General features: G+C 37.9%; 18 protein-coding genes. 11 read left to right on the forward strand and 7 right to left on the reverse strand.

The genetic code is table 11. The features are described from left to right. Nucleotides 1–947 precede the first annotated feature (947 nt). The 3 genes from ACH63V_RS03820 to baeS all read right to left on the reverse strand — a co-directional run bounded on the left by ACH63V_RS03820 (nucleotide 948) and on the right by baeS (nucleotide 4061). A complete protein-coding gene (locus tag ACH63V_RS03820) occupies nucleotides 948–1337 on the reverse strand; it encodes a hypothetical protein (RefSeq protein WP_284084388.1) in 390 nt (129 codons plus the stop codon). Nucleotides 1338–1693: 356 nt separating this feature from the next. Then, nucleotides 1694–2380 (reverse strand): response regulator, encoded by a 687-nt coding sequence (locus ACH63V_RS03825; RefSeq protein WP_263614564.1) that lies wholly within the window; start codon nucleotides 2378–2380, stop codon nucleotides 1694–1696. Nucleotides 2381–2399: 19 nt separating this feature from the next. Further along, nucleotides 2400–4061, reverse strand: a complete 1662-nt coding sequence (gene baeS, locus ACH63V_RS03830; protein ID WP_396462790.1) for a sensor histidine kinase efflux regulator BaeS — start codon at nucleotides 4059–4061, stop codon at nucleotides 2400–2402. 131 nt (nucleotides 4062–4192) lie between these two features. Here baeS and ACH63V_RS03835 point away from each other — a divergent pair, with 131 nt between their 5' ends. The 4 genes from ACH63V_RS03835 (at nucleotide 4193) to ACH63V_RS03850 (ending at nucleotide 9215) form a co-directional block, all read left to right on the forward strand. After that, nucleotides 4193–4570, forward strand: a complete 378-nt coding sequence (locus tag ACH63V_RS03835) for a hypothetical protein (RefSeq protein WP_263614566.1) — start codon at nucleotides 4193–4195, stop codon at nucleotides 4568–4570. Between the two features lie 292 nt (nucleotides 4571–4862). Beyond that, nucleotides 4863–6665 carry an acyl-CoA dehydrogenase C-terminal domain-containing protein gene (locus tag ACH63V_RS03840; RefSeq protein WP_019457492.1) on the forward strand — a complete coding sequence of 601 codons (1803 nt, stop codon included), beginning with the start codon at nucleotides 4863–4865 and terminating at the stop codon, nucleotides 6663–6665. A 167-nt stretch (nucleotides 6666–6832) separates the two neighbouring features. After that, nucleotides 6833–8614 (forward strand): acyl-CoA dehydrogenase C-terminal domain-containing protein, encoded by a 1782-nt coding sequence (locus ACH63V_RS03845; protein WP_396462791.1) that lies wholly within the window; start codon nucleotides 6833–6835, stop codon nucleotides 8612–8614. A gap of 118 nt (nucleotides 8615–8732) precedes the next feature. Continuing rightward, nucleotides 8733–9215, forward strand: a complete 483-nt coding sequence (locus ACH63V_RS03850) for a phosphate-starvation-inducible protein PsiE (protein WP_396462792.1) — start codon at nucleotides 8733–8735, stop codon at nucleotides 9213–9215. A 51-nt stretch (nucleotides 9216–9266) separates the two neighbouring features. On the opposite strand, the gene ACH63V_RS03855 is transcribed toward ACH63V_RS03850, so the two are convergent. Then, complete coding sequence (locus ACH63V_RS03855; RefSeq protein WP_263614569.1) at nucleotides 9267–9641, reverse strand: RcnB family protein; 375 nt, start codon at nucleotides 9639–9641, stop codon at nucleotides 9267–9269. 163 nt (nucleotides 9642–9804) lie between these two features. Between ACH63V_RS03855 and ACH63V_RS03860 the strand changes: the two genes are divergently transcribed. Beyond that, complete coding sequence (locus tag ACH63V_RS03860; RefSeq protein ID WP_004705683.1) at nucleotides 9805–10251, forward strand: hypothetical protein; 447 nt, start codon at nucleotides 9805–9807, stop codon at nucleotides 10249–10251. A 272-nt stretch (nucleotides 10252–10523) separates the two neighbouring features. Here the strand turns inward: ACH63V_RS03860 and ACH63V_RS03865 are convergent, their stop codons facing one another. Further along, a complete protein-coding gene (locus tag ACH63V_RS03865) occupies nucleotides 10524–11987 on the reverse strand; it encodes a phospholipase D family protein (RefSeq protein ID WP_396462793.1) in 1464 nt (487 codons plus the stop codon). Between the two features lie 74 nt (nucleotides 11988–12061). Further along, the gene (gene znuD / locus ACH63V_RS03870; protein ID WP_396462794.1) at nucleotides 12062–14071 is read right to left on the reverse strand and encodes a zinc piracy TonB-dependent receptor ZnuD; all 2010 of its coding nucleotides are present in this window, start codon (nucleotides 14069–14071) and stop codon (nucleotides 12062–12064) included. Between the two features lie 124 nt (nucleotides 14072–14195). On the opposite strand from znuD, the gene ACH63V_RS03875 reads away from it, so the two are divergent. The 6 genes from ACH63V_RS03875 to ACH63V_RS03900 all read left to right on the forward strand — a co-directional run bounded on the left by ACH63V_RS03875 (nucleotide 14196) and on the right by ACH63V_RS03900 (nucleotide 20629). Then, nucleotides 14196–14960 carry a DUF4184 family protein gene (locus ACH63V_RS03875; protein WP_396462795.1) on the forward strand — a complete coding sequence of 255 codons (765 nt, stop codon included), beginning with the start codon at nucleotides 14196–14198 and terminating at the stop codon, nucleotides 14958–14960. A 169-nt stretch (nucleotides 14961–15129) separates the two neighbouring features. Then, nucleotides 15130–16914 (forward strand): aspartate--tRNA ligase, encoded by a 1785-nt coding sequence (gene aspS / locus ACH63V_RS03880; RefSeq protein ID WP_263614574.1) that lies wholly within the window; start codon nucleotides 15130–15132, stop codon nucleotides 16912–16914. Nucleotides 16915–17061: 147 nt separating this feature from the next. Next, nucleotides 17062–17280 carry a hypothetical protein gene (locus ACH63V_RS03885; RefSeq protein WP_063099595.1) on the forward strand — a complete coding sequence of 73 codons (219 nt, stop codon included), beginning with the start codon at nucleotides 17062–17064 and terminating at the stop codon, nucleotides 17278–17280. A 464-nt stretch (nucleotides 17281–17744) separates the two neighbouring features. Next, the gene (locus tag ACH63V_RS03890; protein WP_396462796.1) at nucleotides 17745–18590 is read left to right on the forward strand and encodes a glycosyltransferase family 25 protein; all 846 of its coding nucleotides are present in this window, start codon (nucleotides 17745–17747) and stop codon (nucleotides 18588–18590) included. A 1-nt stretch (nucleotide 18591) separates the two neighbouring features. Further along, nucleotides 18592–19698, forward strand: coding sequence for a glycosyltransferase (locus ACH63V_RS03895; protein WP_396462797.1), 1107 nt, complete (start codon nucleotides 18592–18594; stop codon nucleotides 19696–19698). A 37-nt stretch (nucleotides 19699–19735) separates the two neighbouring features. Then, a complete protein-coding gene (locus ACH63V_RS03900; protein WP_396462798.1) occupies nucleotides 19736–20629 on the forward strand; it encodes a hypothetical protein in 894 nt (297 codons plus the stop codon). Here the strand turns inward: ACH63V_RS03900 and ACH63V_RS03905 are convergent. Next, complete coding sequence (locus tag ACH63V_RS03905) at nucleotides 20626–21639, reverse strand: glycosyltransferase (RefSeq protein WP_396462799.1); 1014 nt, start codon at nucleotides 21637–21639, stop codon at nucleotides 20626–20628. The genes ACH63V_RS03900 and ACH63V_RS03905 overlap by 4 nt on opposite strands. Between the last annotated feature and the right edge of the window lie 9 nt (nucleotides 21640–21648).

Below are 21648 nucleotides of genomic sequence, written 5' to 3' on the forward strand. Positions count from 1 at the left end.
ATAGCTCACTTACAATTTTTAAGTTGTAGAGTTGTACAAGAAACTGTACAATTGGTTCCTAGATTTAAGAAGTCGATAACAAAATTGCCGTTTTGTTATCAATATTGACTACTTTGATCCACCTAATACTATTTGCTTGGTCTATCTAAGCTTTACAAAAAAGCTGCAGCAGTTTTGTTGCGGCTTTTCTGTGTCTACAAAAAGATATACTTTGCACTATAAATAATAACATAGAAAAGTAATCTGTCAAGTGAAGTATGTGCTTATTTGTGATTTTAAGCTTCATATAGCGATTTGCTATAGAAAACATGAAAACACCCCACCCTACCCTCAAATCCTCCAAATAATTGCGTATAGCGCAAATTAGATGCCATTTTGCGGTATATGGTCAATTACTATTAATCTTAGAGTGAGAAATTCATCACATTATTTTTACTAGACACTATATATAGTGTTTTTTTAAGTATCAACGCACAAGCGACAACCTCCGTCGCAGTTGTTTCATAAATCAAACTCTATTTTCATTTCTAAGTACTGGTTTGAAGGTCTCCAATCATCTTGAAAGCTATAAGCTGGATATAAGTTGTTTTGACCTATTTTGATAGGCTCCGTACTAATTGCACCAGCTAAACTCTCTAAATAATGGTCTTCATTTTGATTAGTAGAAGGATCAAATAGGCGCATCTACTTAACTTAGGGCGACTCTTGCCCCCCTTTAGTCGTCAATACAGATTGATGGGTATATAGATAGCCGCTCATTAAAGGTACTTCTATAGCTGCTAAGATTCTTTTGTTCTTAGGAGTAGAAACATGCTTCTCAGTTACCCCACAATGAATGTCAAGTACTTTAAGAGCTGATAAAAAACTGAAGGAAATATAGCACTTGAAAATTCATTGCTACCTATTTTATTTAATATATAAAAGTTATTTTTGCTATAAAAAAATAATTAGTCTTTTGCCCAACCATTTTTATCTTCAATATAAAGAAGGACAGCTAAGCCTCTAGCAAAAATGGCCTCTTTTCTTGGACTAGATAAATCGTAGTAGACTTCCCCACCTTCTATAAGCTCAATTGTTCGATCTTGGCGGTAATAATAACCTTTGTTTAATCCATAGCCATCACCATCAGCCGCTTGCTTTCTAATATCGAATCCATGATAGCGATAGTTTTTGGGAATACTTTGCCAATGCTTAGCTAAGGCAGTAAAAGCCTTACAATTATCATCAGTGACAGCACAATAGTCAGTATTGGATGCTAATGATGGATTATTATAAATCTTCATCATTTCAGGTAAGCCAGCAAAACTTGACGTAGTAATCGTGAAAGCAAAAGCCATGAATAGTTTCTTCATATTTGAATTTTTATAAAGCATAAAGAAAATAGTATATAACTTATTATTATTCTTAGCCTCTTATTTAAGGTAAACAAATAATTTAGAAGCTTAAGAGGTAAACTTAAATTGTGAGCTATTTTAAGCCACTATTCCCTGAGATACGTGAGTAAACATAAAAAAGAAATATTTAAAAGAAGGATAAAGCTTAGTAAGGCTGGACTGTATTGCAGATATAGATGAGATTTGGCAATTCGTACCAAATCAAACGAAGATTACTATTTATCCATAAAATCTTTAAAACTATCCACATTTTCTGTGGATAACATTGTGGTTATCCACAGAATAACTTTTCTAAGTAATTATTCTTCAGGATATTCGAAGCGATACCCTACACCGTAAACAGCTTGAATCCACTCATGACGGTTACCAGTTTCGGCCACTTCCGTGATTTTTCGACGCAAGTTTTTAATATGGCTATCAATAACTCGGTCAGCAACATCAAAGCTATCTGGATTGATATGGTCTAATAATTGTGCACGTGAATAAACTTGCCCTACATGTTCTAAAAATAGCTCAAGTAGGCGAAATTCTGTCGGCGTTAAACTTAAAGATTTTTGTTGATACCAAATTCTTTGTTGAGCTTTATCGATGCGGAATGAATCATTTTGCTCTGGCTCTGCTTTACGTTCTAAACGACGTAAAACTGCTTGTACACGAGCAACTAACTCTTTTGGACTAAAAGGTTTGCACACATAATCATCTGCACCCATATTTAGACCTAAAACACGGTCAATTTCTTCAGTACGCGCGGTCACCATAATAATGGGTAAATCTGACTGTTCACGTACCTTACGGCAAATGGTTAAACCATCCATTCTTGGAACCATTAAGTCCAGAATCATTAAATTAGGTTTGCGTTGTTGAAAGCTCGTATAAGCATCTTGACCATCATGAAACATGCTAACTTCGAAACCAGCAGCCTCAAGATAATCACGCACCAGCTGCGCTAACTCGACTTCATCCTCAACCAACATTACATGTTTCATGGGCCATTTTTCCTTTTATTTAACTCTGCTTTTCAAAGGTCAGTACACAACGTAGACCACCTAATGGTGAGTGTTCAAAACTTAGTGTACCACCAAGCGCTTGCGCAATTTTACAAGATAAAGCTAAGCCTAGTCCTGTTCCACCTGTACTACGCGTGCGCGAATCATCGACACGATAAAAACGTTCACCTAAACGTGATAATTGTTCATCATTTAAACCAAATGGGCTGTCATCGACGTATAAAGTCCAATCTTGGGCGGTTTGACGTGTATGAATATGAATCTTTCCACCTGTTTCGGTATAACGAATACTATTACTAATCAAATTCACGATAATTTGTTTAAACCGGTCACGATCTAATAATAATGGAACGCCCTCACCTTCAACCTCAATTTCTAAGCCTGCCTGTTCGAGTTTAGGTCTAAAATTTTCGACTTCTTGTAATACAACGTCCCATGGATTGACCGAACTAACATAACATTTAAGCTGCTGAGCATCGGCCTGAGCCAAGTCTGCAAGGTCTTGAGTGAGTTTCTTTAAACTCGAAACTTGTCGCATCATGGCATCAAGGTGTTCAGGGGTCGCCTTTCGAATACCATCTTGCATTGCTTCAATTTGCGCCTGCAAAACAGCTAATGGTGTTTTCAATTCATGAGATGTATCTGCAACCCATTGACGGCGTGATTCTTCATGTTGATGTAGAATCTCGGCCAAATGGTTCAATTGAGTCGATAAATCACCAAGTTCATCATTACGTTTAATGACCACTTGATGTTGATAATTACCTTTAGTTAACTCCTTTGTTGCATTTAATAAACGTTGAATTGGCTTTTTAAAATAAGTTGCCATTAAAAGTGCTGCAACTAAACTCGATAGTAAAGTTAAGGCATAAATTAAAAGTAAATAACGCTTTTGATTACTAAAGAAATTAATACTTAAAGCATCTTCTTTATCTAGAACTGGTTTTAGACCTAAATAACCGACAACCTGATTGTTGACGATAATGGGACGATAAGACATCTGATCTGAAGACGGAGGTTCGCCGACTACAAATTGGTGTTTGGCATCATATAAAGATAAACGAGAACTTAAGCCTAAACGGTCTGGCAAAGCAATAAAGCGCTTCTTTCCATTTTGAGTCTCAATGTCTTTGAGACTTTCTCTTTTTGACTTGTTTTTACTGTCATCACGCGGACGGAACTGGTTGGCACTTAATGGGAATTTCAAACCTTCAAATGGTTGATACTCAGAAGGCAAATTCTTTTCCAGTGTGCGTAGCTCTTCATCACTAAAAATAGAGTTTTTATTTGCAGTCGCACCATCTGGAGAAACATTAATGAGAGTGTGTTCATCGAACGAATGCTGCTGAATGGCAATATCATATTGGCGTCTTAACCACCACTGCGAAAGACGATCATAATCATCTGGAGCTGCCGTTCCTTCAATTTGTAAGATTTGCGCCTGAATCGCATTTCCCCAATCATGATAAACGGTATAGACATTCCCAAGATTCGTCATGAGCCGATCTAGCTTTTGCATTTCAACATCGGCCACATATTTGGCAAAGTTCTTTTGCATCGTCCAGTGCAGAACACTCAAACTTGCAGTTGCAATTAACAGCGTAGTAAGCAAGACCGTTAAAAATAGCCGCAATGCAATGGGAACACGTAGAACGTTCAAAAGCACTCTCTCATTTTTACCTTATATTTAGAATTGTAACTAACAACGAAAAGAAAAACTCTCCATTGTTTCTTCATCTTTATTATCTAATCTTTAAGCCATCTGAAAACAAACATTAAAGGGCTTTAAACATGAAAATGACGGCAAAAATCGCATTATTCAGTGCAGCAATTGTAACTATGGGCAGTTTGGCTGCGTGTCAATCAAACCCGCAAACGCCTAATTCAGAACATCACATGATGCAAGATGGTCCACGTGATGGTCATCACCGTATGAAACACCGTGAATTTACGCCTGAGCAAAAAGCAGCGTGGGAACAGCATCGTGCAGAACGTCAAGCTCGTTTTGAACAGATTCAAAAAGCATGTGAAGGCAAAGCAAATGGTCAGGCTGTAAATGTTCAAGTTGGAGATAGAACACTTGAAGGTACATGTAACCTTCGTTTTGAGCCAAAGCGCCCTCAACCTCCAATAAATGCCCCAGCTCCAGTAGCACCTCAAGCAAAATAATTCTAAAAATACTCAAATAAAAGGCGCCTATAGGTGCCTTTTTTTGTGTACATAACTACTTACGATTTTGACTATTTGTCTCATCTAAACTTCACCAAAAGTGTTTACACTCAAAGCACTTACATAGTTCAAGTATTTTTTTCTTGACTTTGCAGTCACAAAGTAAAGGCCCTGAGGTGCTTGTACAGTTATGCAAGTTGTTGCACGATGTAATGGTTCAAGGTGCCTCTTATGGCACATTATCGTAGATTAGGATTATAACTCTGGTTTCACCAGTATTGAGGAACCCGATATGCCACAATACAAAGCGCCCTTACGTGATATGCAATTCGTTTTGCATGAATTATTAAATGCTGAAGAACACTATGCAAAATTACCTGATTTCCAAGGTAACGTAAGCCGTGAATTGGTTGATCAATATTTAGAAGCTGCGGCAGACTTCTGTGAAAATGAACTTTCTCCTTTAAACCAAGTTGGCGACCGCGAAGGTTGTACTTGGAATGATGGTGTTGTAACTACACCAACAGGCTTTAAAGAAGCTTATCAAAAATATATTGAACTTGGCTTCCCGTCTTTATCAGCAGAAGAACAATACGGCGGTCAAGGCTTACCTAACTCTTTAGGTATCGCAATTTCTGAAATGGTGGGTAGCTCTAACTGGGCATGGGGTATGTACCCTGGCTTGTCTCACGGAGCAGTACGTACATTAGAACATCATGGTTCTGATGAGCAAAAAAATACGTACTTACCAAACCTTGTTTCAGGTGTTTGGACAGGTACGATGTGCTTAACTGAATCTCATGCAGGTTCAGACTTAGGTATTATCCGTACTAAAGCAGAACCAAATGCAGATGGTAGCTATGCAATCTCTGGCGAGAAAATCTTTATCTCTGCTGGTGAACATGACATGGCTGAAAACATCATCCATATCGTTCTTGCTCGCCTTCCGGGTGCACCTAAAGGTACTAAAGGTATTTCATTATTCATCGTTCCTAAATTCCATGTAAATGCAGATGGAACTGTGGGCGAGCGTAATGCGGTACGTTGTGGTTCTATCGAACACAAAATGGGTATCCATGGTAACGCGACTTGTGTCATCAACTTTGACCAAGCTAAAGGTTATTTAATTGGACCTGAAAACCGTGGTTTGAACTGTATGTTCACCTTCATGAACACAGCACGTATTGGTACTGCTGTTCAAGGTTTAGCAGCATCTGAGTCATCTTTCCAAGGTGCCTTAACTTACGCGAAAGAGCGTTTAGCAATGCGTTCACTTTCTGGTCCTAAAGCTCCAGAAAAAGAAGCAGATCCTATTATTGTTCACCCTGCTGTTCGTAACATGCTTTTAACTCAAAAAGCGTTTGCTGAAGGGGGTCGTGCACTTGTTTACTTACTAGCTCAATATGCAGATATCGTTGAAAAAGGTGAATCTGAAGAAGAGCGCAAGTTTGCTGACAATATCTTGTCTTTATTGACTCCTATTGCAAAAGCATTCTTAACTGAAACAGGTTCTGAGTCTGCTAAGCACGGTGTTCAAGTGTTCGGTGGTCATGGTTTTATTTCTGAGCATGGCATGGAGCAAATCGTACGTGATACACGTATTGCTTGCTTGTATGAAGGTACAACTGAAATTCAAGCACTAGACTTGTTAGGCCGTAAAGTTTTGCAAACTCAAGGTGCAATGCTTCGTGATTTCACCAAGATTGTTCACAAGTTTGTAGAAGCAAATAAAGACAATGCTGCCATGAAAGAATTTGTTGAGCCACTTGCTGCGCTAAACAAAGAATGGGGCGACCTCACTATGCAAATCGGTATGCGTGCAATGCAAAATCCGGATGAAGTGGGTGCTGCAGCTGTAGATTACCTCTACTTCGCGGGTTACGTGACTTTAGCGTATCTATGGGCTCGTATGGCGCTTGTAGCACAAGAGAAATTGGCAGAAGGTACAACTGACGTTGACTTCTATAACGCGAAAGTTACCACTGCTCGCTTCTACTTCAAGAAAATCTTGCCACGCGTACGTTCTCATGTAGACGTGATTGCTGGTGGTCTAGATCCATTGATGTCATTAGATGCTGAACATTTCGCTTTCTAACCATAGTTAGTTGCGATATGCAATGTTAAAAACCAAAAAAGGACTGCTCAGTTTTGACGGTCCTTTTTTTATAAAATCAGTGATAAATTTACACTTTAAATTCAATATCCATTTCGTTTTACAGGATATCTAGCACAGGTCGATGTGCATAAAAAAGGTGAACGATTATGCCAATTTACAATGCTCCTTTAGCTGATATGAAATTCATCTTAAATGATGTATTTAAAGCAGAACAATTTTGGCAGTCTAATGAGAAACTCGCTCATGTAGATGCTGCAACTGCTGAAGCAATTTTAGAAGAAATGGCTAAATTTGCTCAGAACGTGACTCATCCATTAAACCGTACTGGTGATGAAGAAGGTGCTCGTTACGAAAATGGCGAAGTCTTTACTCCTGCTGGCTTTAAAGATGCATTTCGTCAATATGCAGAAGGTGGTTGGATTGGCTTAGGCGCAGATGAAGAATGGGGCGGTCAAGGCATGCCAAAAATGCTTACCGTTCTTGCCGATGAAATGTTATTTGCGACAAACCCATCCTTCATGCTCTACCCGCTTCTTTCAGTAGGTGCTGGTATGGCTTTAAGCAGCTATGCATCTCAAGAGCAAAAAGAAACTTATTTACCTAAAATCTATTCAGGTGAATGGTCAGGTACCATGTGCTTGACTGAACCACACGCAGGTACTGATTTAGGTATTATCAAAACTAAAGCAGAGCGTAATGAAGACGGTACATATAACATTACCGGTACTAAAATTTTCATTACTGGTGGTGACAACGATTTAGCAGAAAACATCATTCACTTAGTGCTTGCTAAAACTCCTGATGCACCTGCAGGTTCACGTGGTATCTCGCTATTTATTGTTCCAAAATACCTTGTAAATGAAGATGGTTCTGTAGGCGACCGCAACCATGTTGGTCCAGGTTCTATTGAACATAAGATGGGGATCAAAGCATCTGCAACTTGTGTGATGAACTTTGACGGAGCAAAAGGTTACCTCGTTGGTAAAGAAAACGAAGGTCTTGCTGCAATGTTCGTTATGATGAACTACGAACGTTTATCAATGGGTATTCAAGGCTTAGGTGCTTCTGAATTTGCTTATCAAAATGCTGCTCAATACGCGACAGACCGTTTACAAGGTCGTAGTGCTGCGGGCGTTCAATCACCAAGCAAACCTGCTGACAGTATTTTAGTTCATGGTGATGTACGTCGTATGTTACTTAACGTACGTGCAAACAATGAAGCATCACGTGCATTTGCAGTTTATGTAGGTCAGCAGCTCGATATCACTAAGTTCTCGACTGATGCAGAAGCTGTGAAAAAAGCCAATAATCGCGTTGCGCTTTTAACACCGATTGCAAAAGCTTACCTTACAGATACAGCATTCCAAGCAACTTTAGATGCCCAAATGGTATTTGGTGGTCACGGTTATATTCGTGAATGGGGTATGGAACAATGTATCCGTGATCTTCGTATTGCTCAAATCTACGAAGGTACCAACGGCGTTCAATCTCAAGATTTAATTGGTCGTAAAACTATTAAATGTGGCGGCGCATTCATTGCTGAATACATTACTGAGATTCGTGACTTTGCAAATGACCTAGACACAGATTTGAACTTCATTAAAGATGCAACATTAGATGCTGCAACTGAAATTGAAGCGATTACTCAGTTTATTATTGAGCAAGCTGCTGAAAACGTAGACTTCCCAAATGCTGCTGCTGTTGATTATTTACATGCAGTGGGCTTACTCAGCTTCGCTTATATGTTTGCAAAAATTTCTGCCGCAGCTAAAGACAAATCTGGTGACTTCTACCAAAACAAACTTGCTTTAGCTCAATACTTTGTTGAACGTATTTTGCCAGATATTGATGCACGTATTGCTAAAATTAAAGCGGGTGCTGACTTAATTATGGGCTTTAGTGAAGACTACTTTACGAACCAAGCATAATTAAGTGTTTCATAAAAACGCCTGAGTAATCAGGCGTTTTTTATTTTGTATTTACTATTTCTATTGGCATAAAATTTGTTTATTTTCTAGGCATACTCATATCAAAAAAGATCTTACTATGCCTGATCCTAAAAAGTTTGAAAGAACGCTCGACCGGTTTGGACACTATGCCGTTGAAGCTTTTCATTATTTAGCTTTATTCATTATCGGCTGTATGGTGGCTTGGTCAGCTGCACATACCGTTTTTGAAATTTTAACTGTCAAAAAGTATGCTTCAATTGATGATATTTTATTATTATTTATCTACTTAGAACTTGGTGCAATGGTCGGTATTTATTTTAAAACCAATCATATGCCAGTTCGATTTCTTATTTATGTGGCAATTACGGCCCTAACTCGTTTGCTGATTTCAGATATCCAACATGACCATAAAGCAGATATCGATCAAGTCATTATTACCGGTTCAATTTTAATTTTAGCGATTTCAATTTTAGTGGTTCGTTTTGCTTCATGGAATTATCCATCGGTAATGAAAGAAAAGCACTCAAAGACTCTAGCATCTCTAAAAACTCCTCAACCACAAGATGATGAATTAGCATAAAAAAGGCCTCAAATTGAGGCTTTTTTATGATCTATATTCTATATTTCAGACTTAACGAACACGATAAACTTGATGGTGTGAATCAACTAATAAATATTGATTCGGTGTTTTCACCCAGTGATATCCACGTGGTGGCTCATATAAACGGTGTGCACGCCAGTCTGAAACGAAGTAGCGGTTATCACGATATTCTACAGGTATACGCTCCCCTCGCTTGATTACGACATATTCATGGCCACGGTTCGCATTTGACCAAACCGGTGGTCTATGGTCATCGCGTCGATCATAACGATGGTCATAGTGGTGTTCATAATGTCGATTATCTCTACCGTGATAATCATCCCAGCGATTATTTGAATCCGCCATCGCAGTAGCAGATATACCCAACATTAAAGTTGAAAGTACAAGAACGATTGGCTTTTTCATGGTGCATCCCTTTTGTCTTGATATAGAGCTAGATTAAAAGAGAGTCAAGGAGAAACCATGAATAAAACAGGCTTGATTGATATTGTTTGTAATGACTATAAAGAAAATATGAAGAATCTGTATCTGTGCTACCATTAGCATTTTCCAAGCTAGGTCAATTGCTGTGTCTGAAATCAGTTTTGAACGTCTTCATCAATTTTTCTGCAAAGTTCCAAGTGTACAAGAAGCCCGTATTATGGCTCATGGAGCAGATGGCGAACACGCTTGGTGGTTTAAGTTCAGTATTGATGTAGAACACCCACTTGCATGGCAAACCGTACAAGAACTCGGTCACGTTTTAAATTATCTCTCGACGAATGAGCGTCTACCAACACTATTTTTTCCGGTGTCACCACCACCTTATATGAATGGTGAAGCAAAAGACTTTCTATCATGGATCATTCAGTGTAATCACCCTGAGTTTAATCCAGATGTCGTTTGTGATTGGCTTGAGGCACGTTTACCCAATCCGGTAGATGATGAGTCTCAGTGGAAAATTAAGACTGATTTGAGTGAAATAGAAAAGTTAGATGATAAGGCTTTGGATCAATTGATTCCGCCAGCGCCTTAAATCGGACTTATGGCACAGCCTTTACTTACAGTGATGTTCTAATGTCTTTTGTATAGGCTACTGCCTCACTTTTGAGAGGTCAAAAGTGACAAAAACCTTTGTTTCACTGATGTTGCTTCCCTGCAACACAGTGAAACGGCAACATCCATGTCGCCAATCACCTTGCTAATTTTGTACAAAATCACGGTAACGAATAAGTTCCAAGTTTAGAACCAAACTAAGCAAGACTCCGTAGTGAACATATCACCTCAACTTTTATATAAAAAATAGAATTAGAAAGTCGATAACCCTGACCATTCCATAAAACGATAAATCCAATACTTCACTTTAGACTCGTCGGCATACTTCGCGTAATCCACACTCATCTGTTTGTCTTGCAAGTTTGACCATGAAGTATTGAAGTAATCCTGAGCATCTTTAAAGACTTGATCTTGAACTTTGCCTATAACCAACATATCCGTTTCAAGGTTGTAATTTTTTAAATTACGAGCAGTGAAATTGGCAGAACCTACAATCAACTCAGCTTGCTGGTCGTTATATTTCAAAATCATTTTGCTATGGTTCTGCTCACCGTGCGTATCACACCAACGGATTGGAATACCTACAGCATGTAGTTCTGAAGCAACCTGACGGTTTGGAATACCATTCTTTTGTCTTCCAAATGCATCTTTATTTGGATCAAGTAAAACACGAACAATCACACCTCGTGCTTGAGCATTTTTTAGAGCTTCAATAATCTTGCGTTCAGATAAATAGAACATACTTAAATCGAGGTGTTCTTTAGGTTTAGCCGAGTTAATTAGTTTCAGCACAGATTCATAGATCGCACCTTCAGTTAACACTTGAACTTGAGGCTTGGTTATATCTTTTTCAAAGTCACCTAAAATGAGTGATGGAGAGCTACTTCCAGACATTTGAGCAACAGCAGCTTCTGTTTGGAGAATATCAGTAGCTGTGGCTCCTGTTACAACCAACGCCACATTAGAGTGTCTCGAACTACCATCGTGTGGATTTGCTGAAGTGACCAATGATTTCCAGCCAGCATCGGTATCAACGACCAATGTCTTACGGTGATTCGCTTTGAAATTAAATAAGTTCAGATAACTGCGTAATGTAATTTTTTCATTACCAAATGGGTTTGGAAGCCAGCCTTTGTCTGGATTATTTCCAACATTCTGACAACAGATATACCAAAAACCAGACCAAAGTGGATTAGAAGCCCGTAAAGGTGCCAGATTTGTTTCAATAACATCGACACCAGCTTGACGTAATTGACGATAATGTTCAGGCCTTAAACCACCATAAACTGAGTTAATCGGGTCAGTAATCAATACAATCTGAATTTGATGGTTTTGTCTTTTTTTATTGATTAATGCATCAGTCAGCTCTTGCATCAATGGCCTTTGCTTTATTTTTGAATCACCGACTTCTGAATTAAACAAAAACATATCGACCACTATCGTAGTCTTTGCCTCATCAATCATTTTTAAGATTTCATCAAAAATATGCTGATCAAGCTTCTGCTGACCATTGGCATCCAGATAAGTTTTATCTGCTAAAAATTTGACATCGGCATGTCTAAGCTTGCCACTAAAGTTAATGCCCTGTGGTAATGGTTTTACTGTGTGGTAAATTGCCGATGCAACATATGCAATAGCAACAACGCAAAGTAATACCGCCATATAACGACGCCCTGACCAATTTATTTTTTGATGAATTCGCTGAAAAATACGCATAAAAAAGACCTAACTTGATCATTTCAAATTAGGTCTTTTAGCTTGATTTTTCAAGTTTAGTTTCGTGTTAGGCCTTAGAAACTAAAGTTTACACCTACAGTAAAATTACGTCCGACTTGTGGAACATTTGCGAGGAAAGACTCATGCTGATAAATTTTGCTATCTAACAAGTTATTGGCATTCAAGAACACTCGGTAATCACCAATGTTGCTATATTTCCCGTTATAACCAACGCCTAAATTCAGCATGTTATAGCTCTGACCTTTGGTTTCATAATTAGCAATATCATCTTGTTTAAACACATGATAATACTCAGCAGAACCATCCCAGCCATCACCAAAATCTGCTTTGACTTTAGTACCTAAACGTCCACCAGGAATACGTGGTGCATTTTCATTATCAATTTTGCCGCGAACATAATCGCCAAATAACCCTAAATTATATACAGGTGAAATTTGGTAGCTTAGGTCAGCATCGACGCCATAGAACTTCGCTGCATCTTGACTATATTGAATAAGACGGAAGCCTTGGAACTCATCCAAAGTATTGGCATAAATGAAATTATCAAAACGGTTATGGAACACACTTACATTGTATTTCAAGAGGTCATTATTAAAGTGCAAACCTAACTCAACATTATTTGAGCGTTCTTTTTTCAGGTTATCATTACCCAACTCATAGGTATTGGTCGCCATATGAATACCGTCCGAATACAACTCTTGAGCAAATGGCAAACGCTCTTGGTGTGATGTTGTGAGGGACAATTTGTATTGCGGAATAAATTCCCAGCTTGCTGTACCAGCAACTGAATATCCAGTACCCGTGTAATTCTTTTGATCTGACTCAATGTCGATAGTTTGATGGTCAACACGAGAAGAAACCGCAAGATTGACATTATTGATTTGTTTTTGTTGCAAACCAAATACGCTATAACGTTGGGTTTTGCTTGGGTCCATAATCGACTCATCACCAACAATATTCAGTTTTTGTTGGGTATATTGCGCACCAATTTGTCCTGTCCAACCAGCCCAAGCATTATTTTCTAATGTAACTCGGCTATCAATCCCTTTGCTTTTAAAGGTTGTTCCGACATCAGTATTATGCATTTCTTCATGTTGATAATCGGTATAGCTTGCTTGTGCTGCAACTTTAGCAAAACCTGCAAACGGGTCTTTTAACTCACCTTTTAAGTCATAACGCTTTTCTTTGAGATTAATCCATGAAGCATCGTGTTCGTGATCATGCTCATGATCGGTTGAATCACCTGCTCCACACACGAGATGCAAACCATCACGTTCACATGAACCAAAAAGCTCGTTATCAGCAGGAATACCATATTGATCGTGGCGCTGGCTAAATGATGCACCGATAAACCCACGGTCACCAATCCAAGACAGTCCAGCATTATAGTTTTTAGATTCGGCAAAAGTGCTGTCCTGACGACGCTCATCTGTTTGTAAATCTTTAGGCAAGATATAGTCATTGGCATCGCGCTTTAAACCACCAACACGTAGCGCAACATGATCACCTAAACCGACTGTCGCTTGCCCTGAATAAAGTAGCTCATCACTACCTGAGTTGTAGCGAACACCGGCTTTTCCTTGATAGCCCTTATCTGGCATGCTGGTTGGAATTTTTTCATCAACAACATTCACCAGTCCGCCGACTGAACCTGCACCATATAGTAATGCTTCAGCACCATTTAATATCTGAATATCTTGGGCAGAGTTTGGATCAACCGTAACGGCATGGTCTGGCGATACAGATGAAACATCCATTACATCGCCACCATTTTGTACAATCTTGACACGTGTACCATCTTGACCGCGAATCACAGGACGACTCGCCCCTCCGGTATATTGAGCTGAATAAACTCCTGCCTGACCATTTAAGGCATTACCAATACTAGTTGCCCCTTCTGCCAAAGACGTATTGTTAGGTGGTACGGTAGGTTCTGCTTTAACCGTAATTGTTGCCAATTCGGCAGGTTTCTCTTCCTTAGTATTTGTCTCATCTGCTGCCATCACTTGCTGAATAGAAAATGATAATAATGAGAGAACAAAAAGCTGTGTTTTGAGCTGCATAGTCAATGACCCATATTTTTTTGTTATATTATAACATTCCAAACGTTTTGCAATAAAAAACATTAGTCGTAGGTATGTTTCGTTAGACTCATTGTTTTGATGATGTGAGAAGCTTCCTTTTCCAATGCCTTTTACAATCTCTCATGCTGTTATCGCCCCACCGATTGCTAAACTAAGTCGAAACACACTGCCTATTGCTGCACTCGCTATTGGTAGTATGACACCTGACCTTTACCGCTTATTTACAGTTCAGTCCAGTATGCTGACGCATCAATGGAAAGGTTTGCTCTACCCAAACCTTGCATTAGGTTTATTGTTTTGCGTCATTTGGTATTTACTTTATCGGCCTGTGATTTACCGTTTTTTTGGTATTCAGCATGATTTGAAATTAGGCTCTTTTAAACGTTTTATCCAGTTTTTTATTGGAATTATATTTGCGCTTATTATCGGGATAGCCACTCATCTCATTTGGGATGGTCTTACCCATTCTGACTTTAGAACATTCATCTTCCAAGATCTTTTATCCCAAACGGTTCATTTCTTTGGTCGCCCATATCCTTTGCACCGTCTACTTCAACTCGGCTCTTCTGCTCTAGCATTACCTTTTTTAGGTTGGATGAGTATTCATTACTATCAAAAACATAAACAGCACTGGAAAATAAGCCGTAAAATTAAAATTTTTGCTTGGTTCCTGTTTACTTTATCTACACTTTTAGGCTTATTTTCTCTTTGGGATTATGCCCGTTACATTCCACACGAAGTTTGGCACACAGACACCTATTATTTCACGGGTCGATCTATTAATGAGTTCATGCAAGGCTGGTTAAGCACTTTCAGTTTAGGATGCTTATTATTCCTGTTTTTAGATCGACAACAAAGAATGGGCTAATCAGTAAACTTGCTGCCAAATTGCTCATTTTTAGCTAAATTATAGCTGTTTTTTGATCTAGTTCTTGTCGCATGCCATTCAACAGGGCATAATCGAAAACTTACTTTTTTGACGGTGCGCGGTTTACGCATCCGTCTTTTCAGCCAATATAGTTTGGATAATCTTCATCATGATGCGAACTCATTACTGCGGCTCTTTAACTGAAGCCCAAATCGACCAAACCGTTACACTATGCGGTTGGGTACATCGTCGCCGTGACCATGGCGGTGTTATTTTCCTTGATATGCGTGACCGTGATGGTCTCGTTCAAGTGGTTATTGACCCAGATACTCCAGAAGCATTTGCAACTGCAGATAAAGCACGTTCTGAATATGTATTAAAAATTACAGGTCGTGTTCGTCGCCGTTATGAAGGTACTGAAAACCCAAATATGGTGAGTGGTCAAATCGAAGTTTTAGGCAAAGAAATCGAAGTTCTTGCTGCTTCTGAAACTCCGCCATTCCCATTAAATGATGACACGATTAACGTGTCAGAAGAACACCGTTTAAAATATCGTTTCTTAGACATCCGTCGTCCAGAAATGCTAGATCGTTTACGTTTCCGTTCTAAAGTAACTAACTTGATCCGTAACTATTTAGACGATCACGGTTTCTTAGACGTTGAAACTCCGATTTTAACTCGTGCAACTCCTGAAGGTGCACGTGACTATTTAGTACCAAGTCGTGTACAAAATGGTAGCTTCTACGCACTTCCACAATCACCTCAATTGTTTAAACAACTATTGATGGTGGGTGGTATCGATCGTTACTACCAAATCGCGAAATGTTTCCGTGATGAAGACTTACGTGCTGACCGTCAGCCAGAATTCACTCAAATCGACATTGAAACATCGTTCTTAAATGACGATGAAATCATGGATTTGATGGAAGGCATGACTGTTAAACTATTTAACGACTTGCTTGGCGTAAAATTTGAAAAATTCCGCCGTATGCCATATAGCGAAGCTATGCGTGACTATGCATCTGACAAACCAGATTTGCGTATTCCGTTAAAACTCGTTGATGTTGCAGACTTAATGCAAGAAGTTGAGTTCAAAGTATTTGCTGGTCCTGCAAAAGACCCTAAAGGCCGTATTGTTGCCTTACGTGTTCCAGGTGCAGCATCATTGCCACGTAGTGCAATTGATGAATACACCAAATTCGTTGGCATCTATGGTGCAAAAGGTTTGGCTTACATCAAAGTTAATGAACTCGCTAAAGGAATTGAAGGTCTTCAATCTCCAATCGTGAAATTCATTGAACCGATCGTACTTGAATTGTTGGAACGTGTTGGTGCACAAGATGGTGATATCGTATTCTTCGGTGCTGATAAAGCTAAAGTTGTAAATGATGCAATGGGTGCGCTTCGTGTCAAGATTGGTCACGACTTGAACCTTTCAACTTGTGAGTGGGCTCCACTTTGGGTTGTTGACTTCCCAATGTTTGAAGAAACTGACGATGGTAAATGGACTTCTGTTCACCACCCATTCACATTACCTAAATCTAGCGTAGAAGACGTGAAGAGCAATCCAGGTGAAGCACTTTCTGTTGCTTACGACATGGTATTGAACGGTACTGAAGTTGGTGGTGGTTCACTTCGTATTTACACATTAGAAATGCAAAAAGCGATTTTTGAAGCGCTTGGTATTTCTGATGAAGAAGCAGAAGAGAAATTCAGCTTCTTATTAAATGCACTTCGTTACGGTGCCCCTCCTCACGGTGGTTTGGCATTTGGTTTAGACCGTTTAGTAATGTTAATGACTGGCGCGACTTCAATTCGTGACGTTATTGCATTCCCTAAAACGAAAACTGCTGAATGTCCACTTACTCAAGCACCTGCTCCTGTTGAAGCGAACCAACTTCGCGACTTGGGCATCCGCTTACGTGAAAAGCCAAAAGCTGAAGAATCTAAATAATTTTTAGATTTTCAAATTAAAAAACCCTGCTTATGCAGGGTTTTTTAATTGAGAAAATCAAACAAACATTCAGTTTTCATAAGCTATGCTTTGCGAAAAAGTACGTCAGTGGCATAATAGGCTGCTTTCAATTAAGAGGTCAGCTATATGGCTATGCGCCCTGATGTACGTCGACATGCTTTAGTCGTGATTGTATTCTCCCTCGCACAATGGTTTTTCATGCGCTATATTCTTGCAAATGAATTATTTAACATGACTACAAATCAACGTATTTTATTTTTCTGTGTAAGTAGCTTGGTTGGTGCATTGCTCATTTTTGTTGCATTAATTTATATGGTACTTAAAGGAAATGCCGACCAACCTTAACGACATCGCTCGCCACTGGTTTTAACTGATATTATGATTTTACTGGTGGCTTAATTTTCTACTTTCTTTTTGCAGCTCATGGTACAGCAGTTTATAAAAGATAGTCCCCCACTTAAGTTACAGCATTTGAATACCCCAAAGTATGTCGAATCATCAATGAAGCTTTACCACAACCAAGTAAATACTTCATATGTTCTTTACTCGCCCTAACATTTATAAAATTAAATTTAATTAATCCTAAGGTCTGTATTCTATGAAGTTTTATTTGTTGTTTCTATCCAATTGTCAAAGTATCTCAATGACAAAAATCAATCCAAAATTAGCGATGTAGAAAAATATTATTCCCAATAACCGCCCTTAAATAAAGAAAATCAAAATTTTTCTTGCTGGCTCTGTCCTTTAATTTCAAGTGCAAAACTTATAGAATAAACAGCAGTTGCTATCAGTTTGTTGTGAATATCTATATGAAGAATATCTTAATCTTATGCGTGTCTTTAAAAGATAGCAAAACAAGACAAGACAACATATCTCATCAAATACAAATCCTCAAACAAGCTGTATCTGATATTCAAATTGATTTTCAATTTTTTGAAGCAGTGTATGGGAAAAAACTTCTACCTGAATACCTTTCATTTATTAATCTGCGTCGTCAATTTTCAGGCTTGTGTGATCATGCCTTAGGTCCGAGTGAAATCGGTTGCTTCTTGAGCCACATGATTCTATGGCAACGTCATGTACAAGGAGACTATACGCAATATGACCGCATCATTATTATTGAAGATGATGTTATTTTTAATTTTAATCAAATTCATGAAAAACTGATTTCACTCATTGAAACCAATCCCTCTTTTGCATTTTTAGGTGGTCATTCCCAACCTTCTAGACGCCGCATTCGAGGTTATACTAGTCAAGATCAATTATATTTTAATACAAGTGGTCCTAAAGATTTATATACCGCTACTTTTGCGTACTCACTCACCAGAGAACAAGCTCGTATATTTATTGAGAAACAAATCAAACGTTTAACCTATATCGATGACTGGAAATATTTATTACAAAAACACTATACTGTGCCATTTTATTTCTGTTTTGAGCATGATGATGAAATTCCTAGTTCAATTGCATCTGATCGCCAGAATTTTATGAAAAAACCAAATCGGTTTAAGAAAAATTATCGAAAGATTCGTAATGACCTAGTCTCTCGTATTATTTCTTTATTTTTATTTAAAAAAATTATTCGCCTGTCTACTTTTATCGCAGCACATAATAATCGCTTAAATATATCAGTCGATAATAAGAGCAAAGATTAAGATGAAAAAATACCTTTTTATTCAAGATCATTTATATGGTGGCGGTGCAGAGCAAATATGTATTGATACTGCTGTCGCGCTTAAAGAAAAAGGTCATGATGTGACAGTTTTGTTATTAGATTCAAACAATATTCGCACAACCTATCCTGAAGACTTGAACCTAATCAAATTCGATATAACGCCAGCTTTCATGCAAGGTAGTATCAAAAAAAATAAGTTAAAAAGTGTTCCTTTAGAGCAACAAGCTGAACTAATACAAATCATTAATGACTTAGCACCAGATACTATTATTGCTGGTCATTCACATGCTTTTTGGTTATCACCGATTCTGACAGGGAATGTTTGGTTTTGGGTACATGGTGATATATTAGGTTTAGTACGAAAACAAAATTTAGGCTTCTTTAAGTATTTAGAAGCACTGAAGAAGTTTACGCAATGTAAAAAATCCTGTAATTACTTGTTTAAAGGGAAACAACTTATTGTTGTTAATCAAGATATTAAAAATCTTATTCAACAGCATATTCAAGAGACTACGGTAAAAGTCATTCATAATGGTATTGATGTGAAACGCCTCAAGAGTAACTTACCAGATGATAAAAATAGCATTAAAAAAAAATGGAATACAATTTTTGTCGGACGTTTATCTGAAGAAAAACAACCTGATGTCGCAATAAAAGCTTTTGCTGAAAGTGGTCTAACTGGACGTATGGCAATAGTCGGTGATGGACCTTTATTAGATGAATTAATTCACCTTACTGAAACTTTAGGATTGACTAAACGTATTGATTTTTTAGGTTGGCAAACTCAGCCTAATCAGTTTATTCAGCAAAGTAATAGTCTAATTTTGACTTCACGCTTAGAAGGTTTCGGACTCACGATTGCTGAAGCATTAATTTTAAATATACCTGTTGTTGCTTACAATTGTAGTGAAGGGGTAGAGTACCAACTCTCATCTGGAGAACTTACTCAAGGTCTAGTGGCTTTAAATGATATACAAGCTTTGTCTCAACGACTTTATCAAGTAGTCACCCATCCCTATGTGATTCGAGTACAAGATGTACAACGCTTAAGTATTTCAGAAATGGTGAAAGCCTTTGAAGAACTGTAAGCACCAAAATTTAACTTTATATTTTCAGTAACTTATAATGCATATCTCTCGTATAATTCTCAAAAAATGGTACAAATACCAACAAGCAAAAAAAGCAAAATCTTATGATTCTCATTGGTATATGCGTTTTGGCTGGTTAGAACAACCCTTTACAGCACTTGAACAATTAAATTCTCTATTTGAGATTCACTCTCCTAAAAAGTTTACATTTGCAGATAGCTTTTATGCTTATGAAAATGGCCGTCATTTCATTTTTTTTGAAGAAGTTAACGATGAACATCCTGTAGGCTTTCTTTCTGTTTTAGAAGTCTTTAAAGATGGTACATACACATCGCCTGAAGCTATTTTAAAGCTCGACTATCACCTATCCTATCCTTGTGTATTTAAAATAGATAACACTTGGTACATGGTGCCAGAAACTTTTAGCAACAAAACCATCGAACTGTGGAAATGTACTGAATTTCCGCTGAAATGGGAAAAGCATTCGAACCTTATTGAAAATATTGAAGCAGTCGATAGCACACCTTTTTATCATGAAGGCTTATGGTATCTTTTTACTTCAACTCGTCGTGATTGTAAGAAATTTGGTGATCGTTTAGATCTATTCTTTACCGAAGATATTTTAAATCCTAACTGGCAAGAGCACCCAATGAATCCAGTGTGTAAAGGAAAAATTCAATATAGGATGGCTGGAAAACCTTTTTTCTATCAGAATAAACTGGTTCGCCCAAGTCAAGATTCTCTAAAGCGTTATGGTGGACATATTGAGCTTAAAGAAATCATAAAATTAAGTCCGAAGGAATATGAGGAAAGACTGTACGAAACAATCTATCCTGAATGGAACAAAGAGGATGATGGATGTCACACTATTGATGTACATTCAAACTTCGTTGTTGTTGATGCAATCCGTTTGTCAAAAAAAGATAATTAGCGTTGTTGTCTCAACGCTAATTTATAAATATCTAATGTTTTATTAACCATTGCATTTAAAGATAATTCAGCTTCAGCTTTATCAAATGCAGGCTTAAACTCATACTGAATATGCCCAAAATTTTCACTAGCAACTTTAATTAACTTTTTAAGTTCCAATACAGTATTATCTTTTGCAATATATTTTTCTGGAATAAATTCTCTTACCATACCCACATCAGTGGCAATTACAGGTTTATGTACCAATAATGCTTCCGCAACAATTAATGGACCTCCTTCTCTCAAGGAAGATACCACCACTAGATCACTTGCTGCTAAATACGGATAAATGTCTTGCTGATAACCAATTAATTTAATTTTATCCTGTAAATGCAGATCTTTAATTAACTGACTTAAATGTTCATGCTCTGGTCCTTCACCTAATATTTCTAGCTGAACCTCCAAACCTTGCCATGCTTCTATAAGTCGATCAAAGCCTTTTACTGGATCTAATCGGCCAATTGCAATAGCTTTTTTTAGAGTTGTTCTAGGTATATCGGCAGTCAATCTTTTTTCCTGAGCAACACCATTATAAACAACATGAACTGATCGATATTCACTAACTTTATCTGCAACAGCCTGACTTACAGTAATTACCTCTTTAAAATGACGATAACTACGCATGTTATTTTTCATACCATGAATGGTTGCCACACTTGGTACTTTTAAAAAAGGCAGAAGAAAACTCAACATTTTTGATGCTTTTCCGCCTTGAGCATGGACAATATCAGGAGCAATTTTTTTAATTTCTTTAAAAAGTGAATAAAGAAGACTGATATTCATTCTTCCTTTAGAAAAATCAAAATAATGACAATGAAGATGTTCTAATTGAGGTATTGCATTTCCATAGTTTAAGTCTAAAAACAAATGGACTTCTTGCTTTTGTGATAATTCTGCACAAAGCTGGAAAGTATGCTTTTCTAACCCACCAATCTTTCCACCATCCGTTGCCATAATCTGAACAATTTTCATAGCTTGCCT

This window comes from Acinetobacter sp. ABJ-A23_2 (assembly GCF_044538765.1).
Lineage (GTDB): Bacteria > Pseudomonadota > Gammaproteobacteria > Pseudomonadales > Moraxellaceae > Acinetobacter > Acinetobacter nosocomialis_A.

Bases quoted from the DNA above. Each gene is read 5' to 3' on its own strand.
- ACH63V_RS03900 (WP_396462798.1), top strand. From the start codon at position 19,736: ATGCATATCTCTCGTATAATTCTCAAAAAATGGTACAAATACCAACAA.
- ACH63V_RS03905 (WP_396462799.1), bottom strand. From the start codon at position 21,639: ATGAAAATTGTTCAGATTATGGCAACGGATGGTGGAAAGATTGGTGGG.
- ACH63V_RS03845 (WP_396462791.1), top strand. From the start codon at position 6,833: ATGCCAATTTACAATGCTCCTTTAGCTGATATGAAATTCATCTTAAAT.
- ACH63V_RS03885 (WP_063099595.1), top strand. From the start codon at position 17,062: ATGGCTATGCGCCCTGATGTACGTCGACATGCTTTAGTCGTGATTGTA.
- ACH63V_RS03890 (WP_396462796.1), top strand. From the start codon at position 17,745: ATGAAGAATATCTTAATCTTATGCGTGTCTTTAAAAGATAGCAAAACA.
- ACH63V_RS03875 (WP_396462795.1), top strand. From the start codon at position 14,196: ATGCCTTTTACAATCTCTCATGCTGTTATCGCCCCACCGATTGCTAAA.
- ACH63V_RS03865 (WP_396462793.1), bottom strand. From the start codon at position 11,987: ATGCGTATTTTTCAGCGAATTCATCAAAAAATAAATTGGTCAGGGCGT.
- ACH63V_RS03855 (WP_263614569.1), bottom strand. From the start codon at position 9,641: ATGAAAAAGCCAATCGTTCTTGTACTTTCAACTTTAATGTTGGGTATA.
- ACH63V_RS03850 (WP_396462792.1), top strand. From the start codon at position 8,733: ATGCCTGATCCTAAAAAGTTTGAAAGAACGCTCGACCGGTTTGGACAC.
- ACH63V_RS03840 (WP_019457492.1), top strand. From the start codon at position 4,863: ATGCCACAATACAAAGCGCCCTTACGTGATATGCAATTCGTTTTGCAT.
- aspS (WP_263614574.1), top strand. From the start codon at position 15,130: ATGATGCGAACTCATTACTGCGGCTCTTTAACTGAAGCCCAAATCGAC.
- ACH63V_RS03835 (WP_263614566.1), top strand. From the start codon at position 4,193: ATGAAAATGACGGCAAAAATCGCATTATTCAGTGCAGCAATTGTAACT.
- ACH63V_RS03825 (WP_263614564.1), bottom strand. From the start codon at position 2,380: ATGAAACATGTAATGTTGGTTGAGGATGAAGTCGAGTTAGCGCAGCTG.
- ACH63V_RS03820 (WP_284084388.1), bottom strand. From the start codon at position 1,337: ATGGCTTTTGCTTTCACGATTACTACGTCAAGTTTTGCTGGCTTACCT.
- znuD (WP_396462794.1), bottom strand. From the start codon at position 14,071: ATGCAGCTCAAAACACAGCTTTTTGTTCTCTCATTATTATCATTTTCT.
- ACH63V_RS03895 (WP_396462797.1), top strand. From the start codon at position 18,592: ATGAAAAAATACCTTTTTATTCAAGATCATTTATATGGTGGCGGTGCA.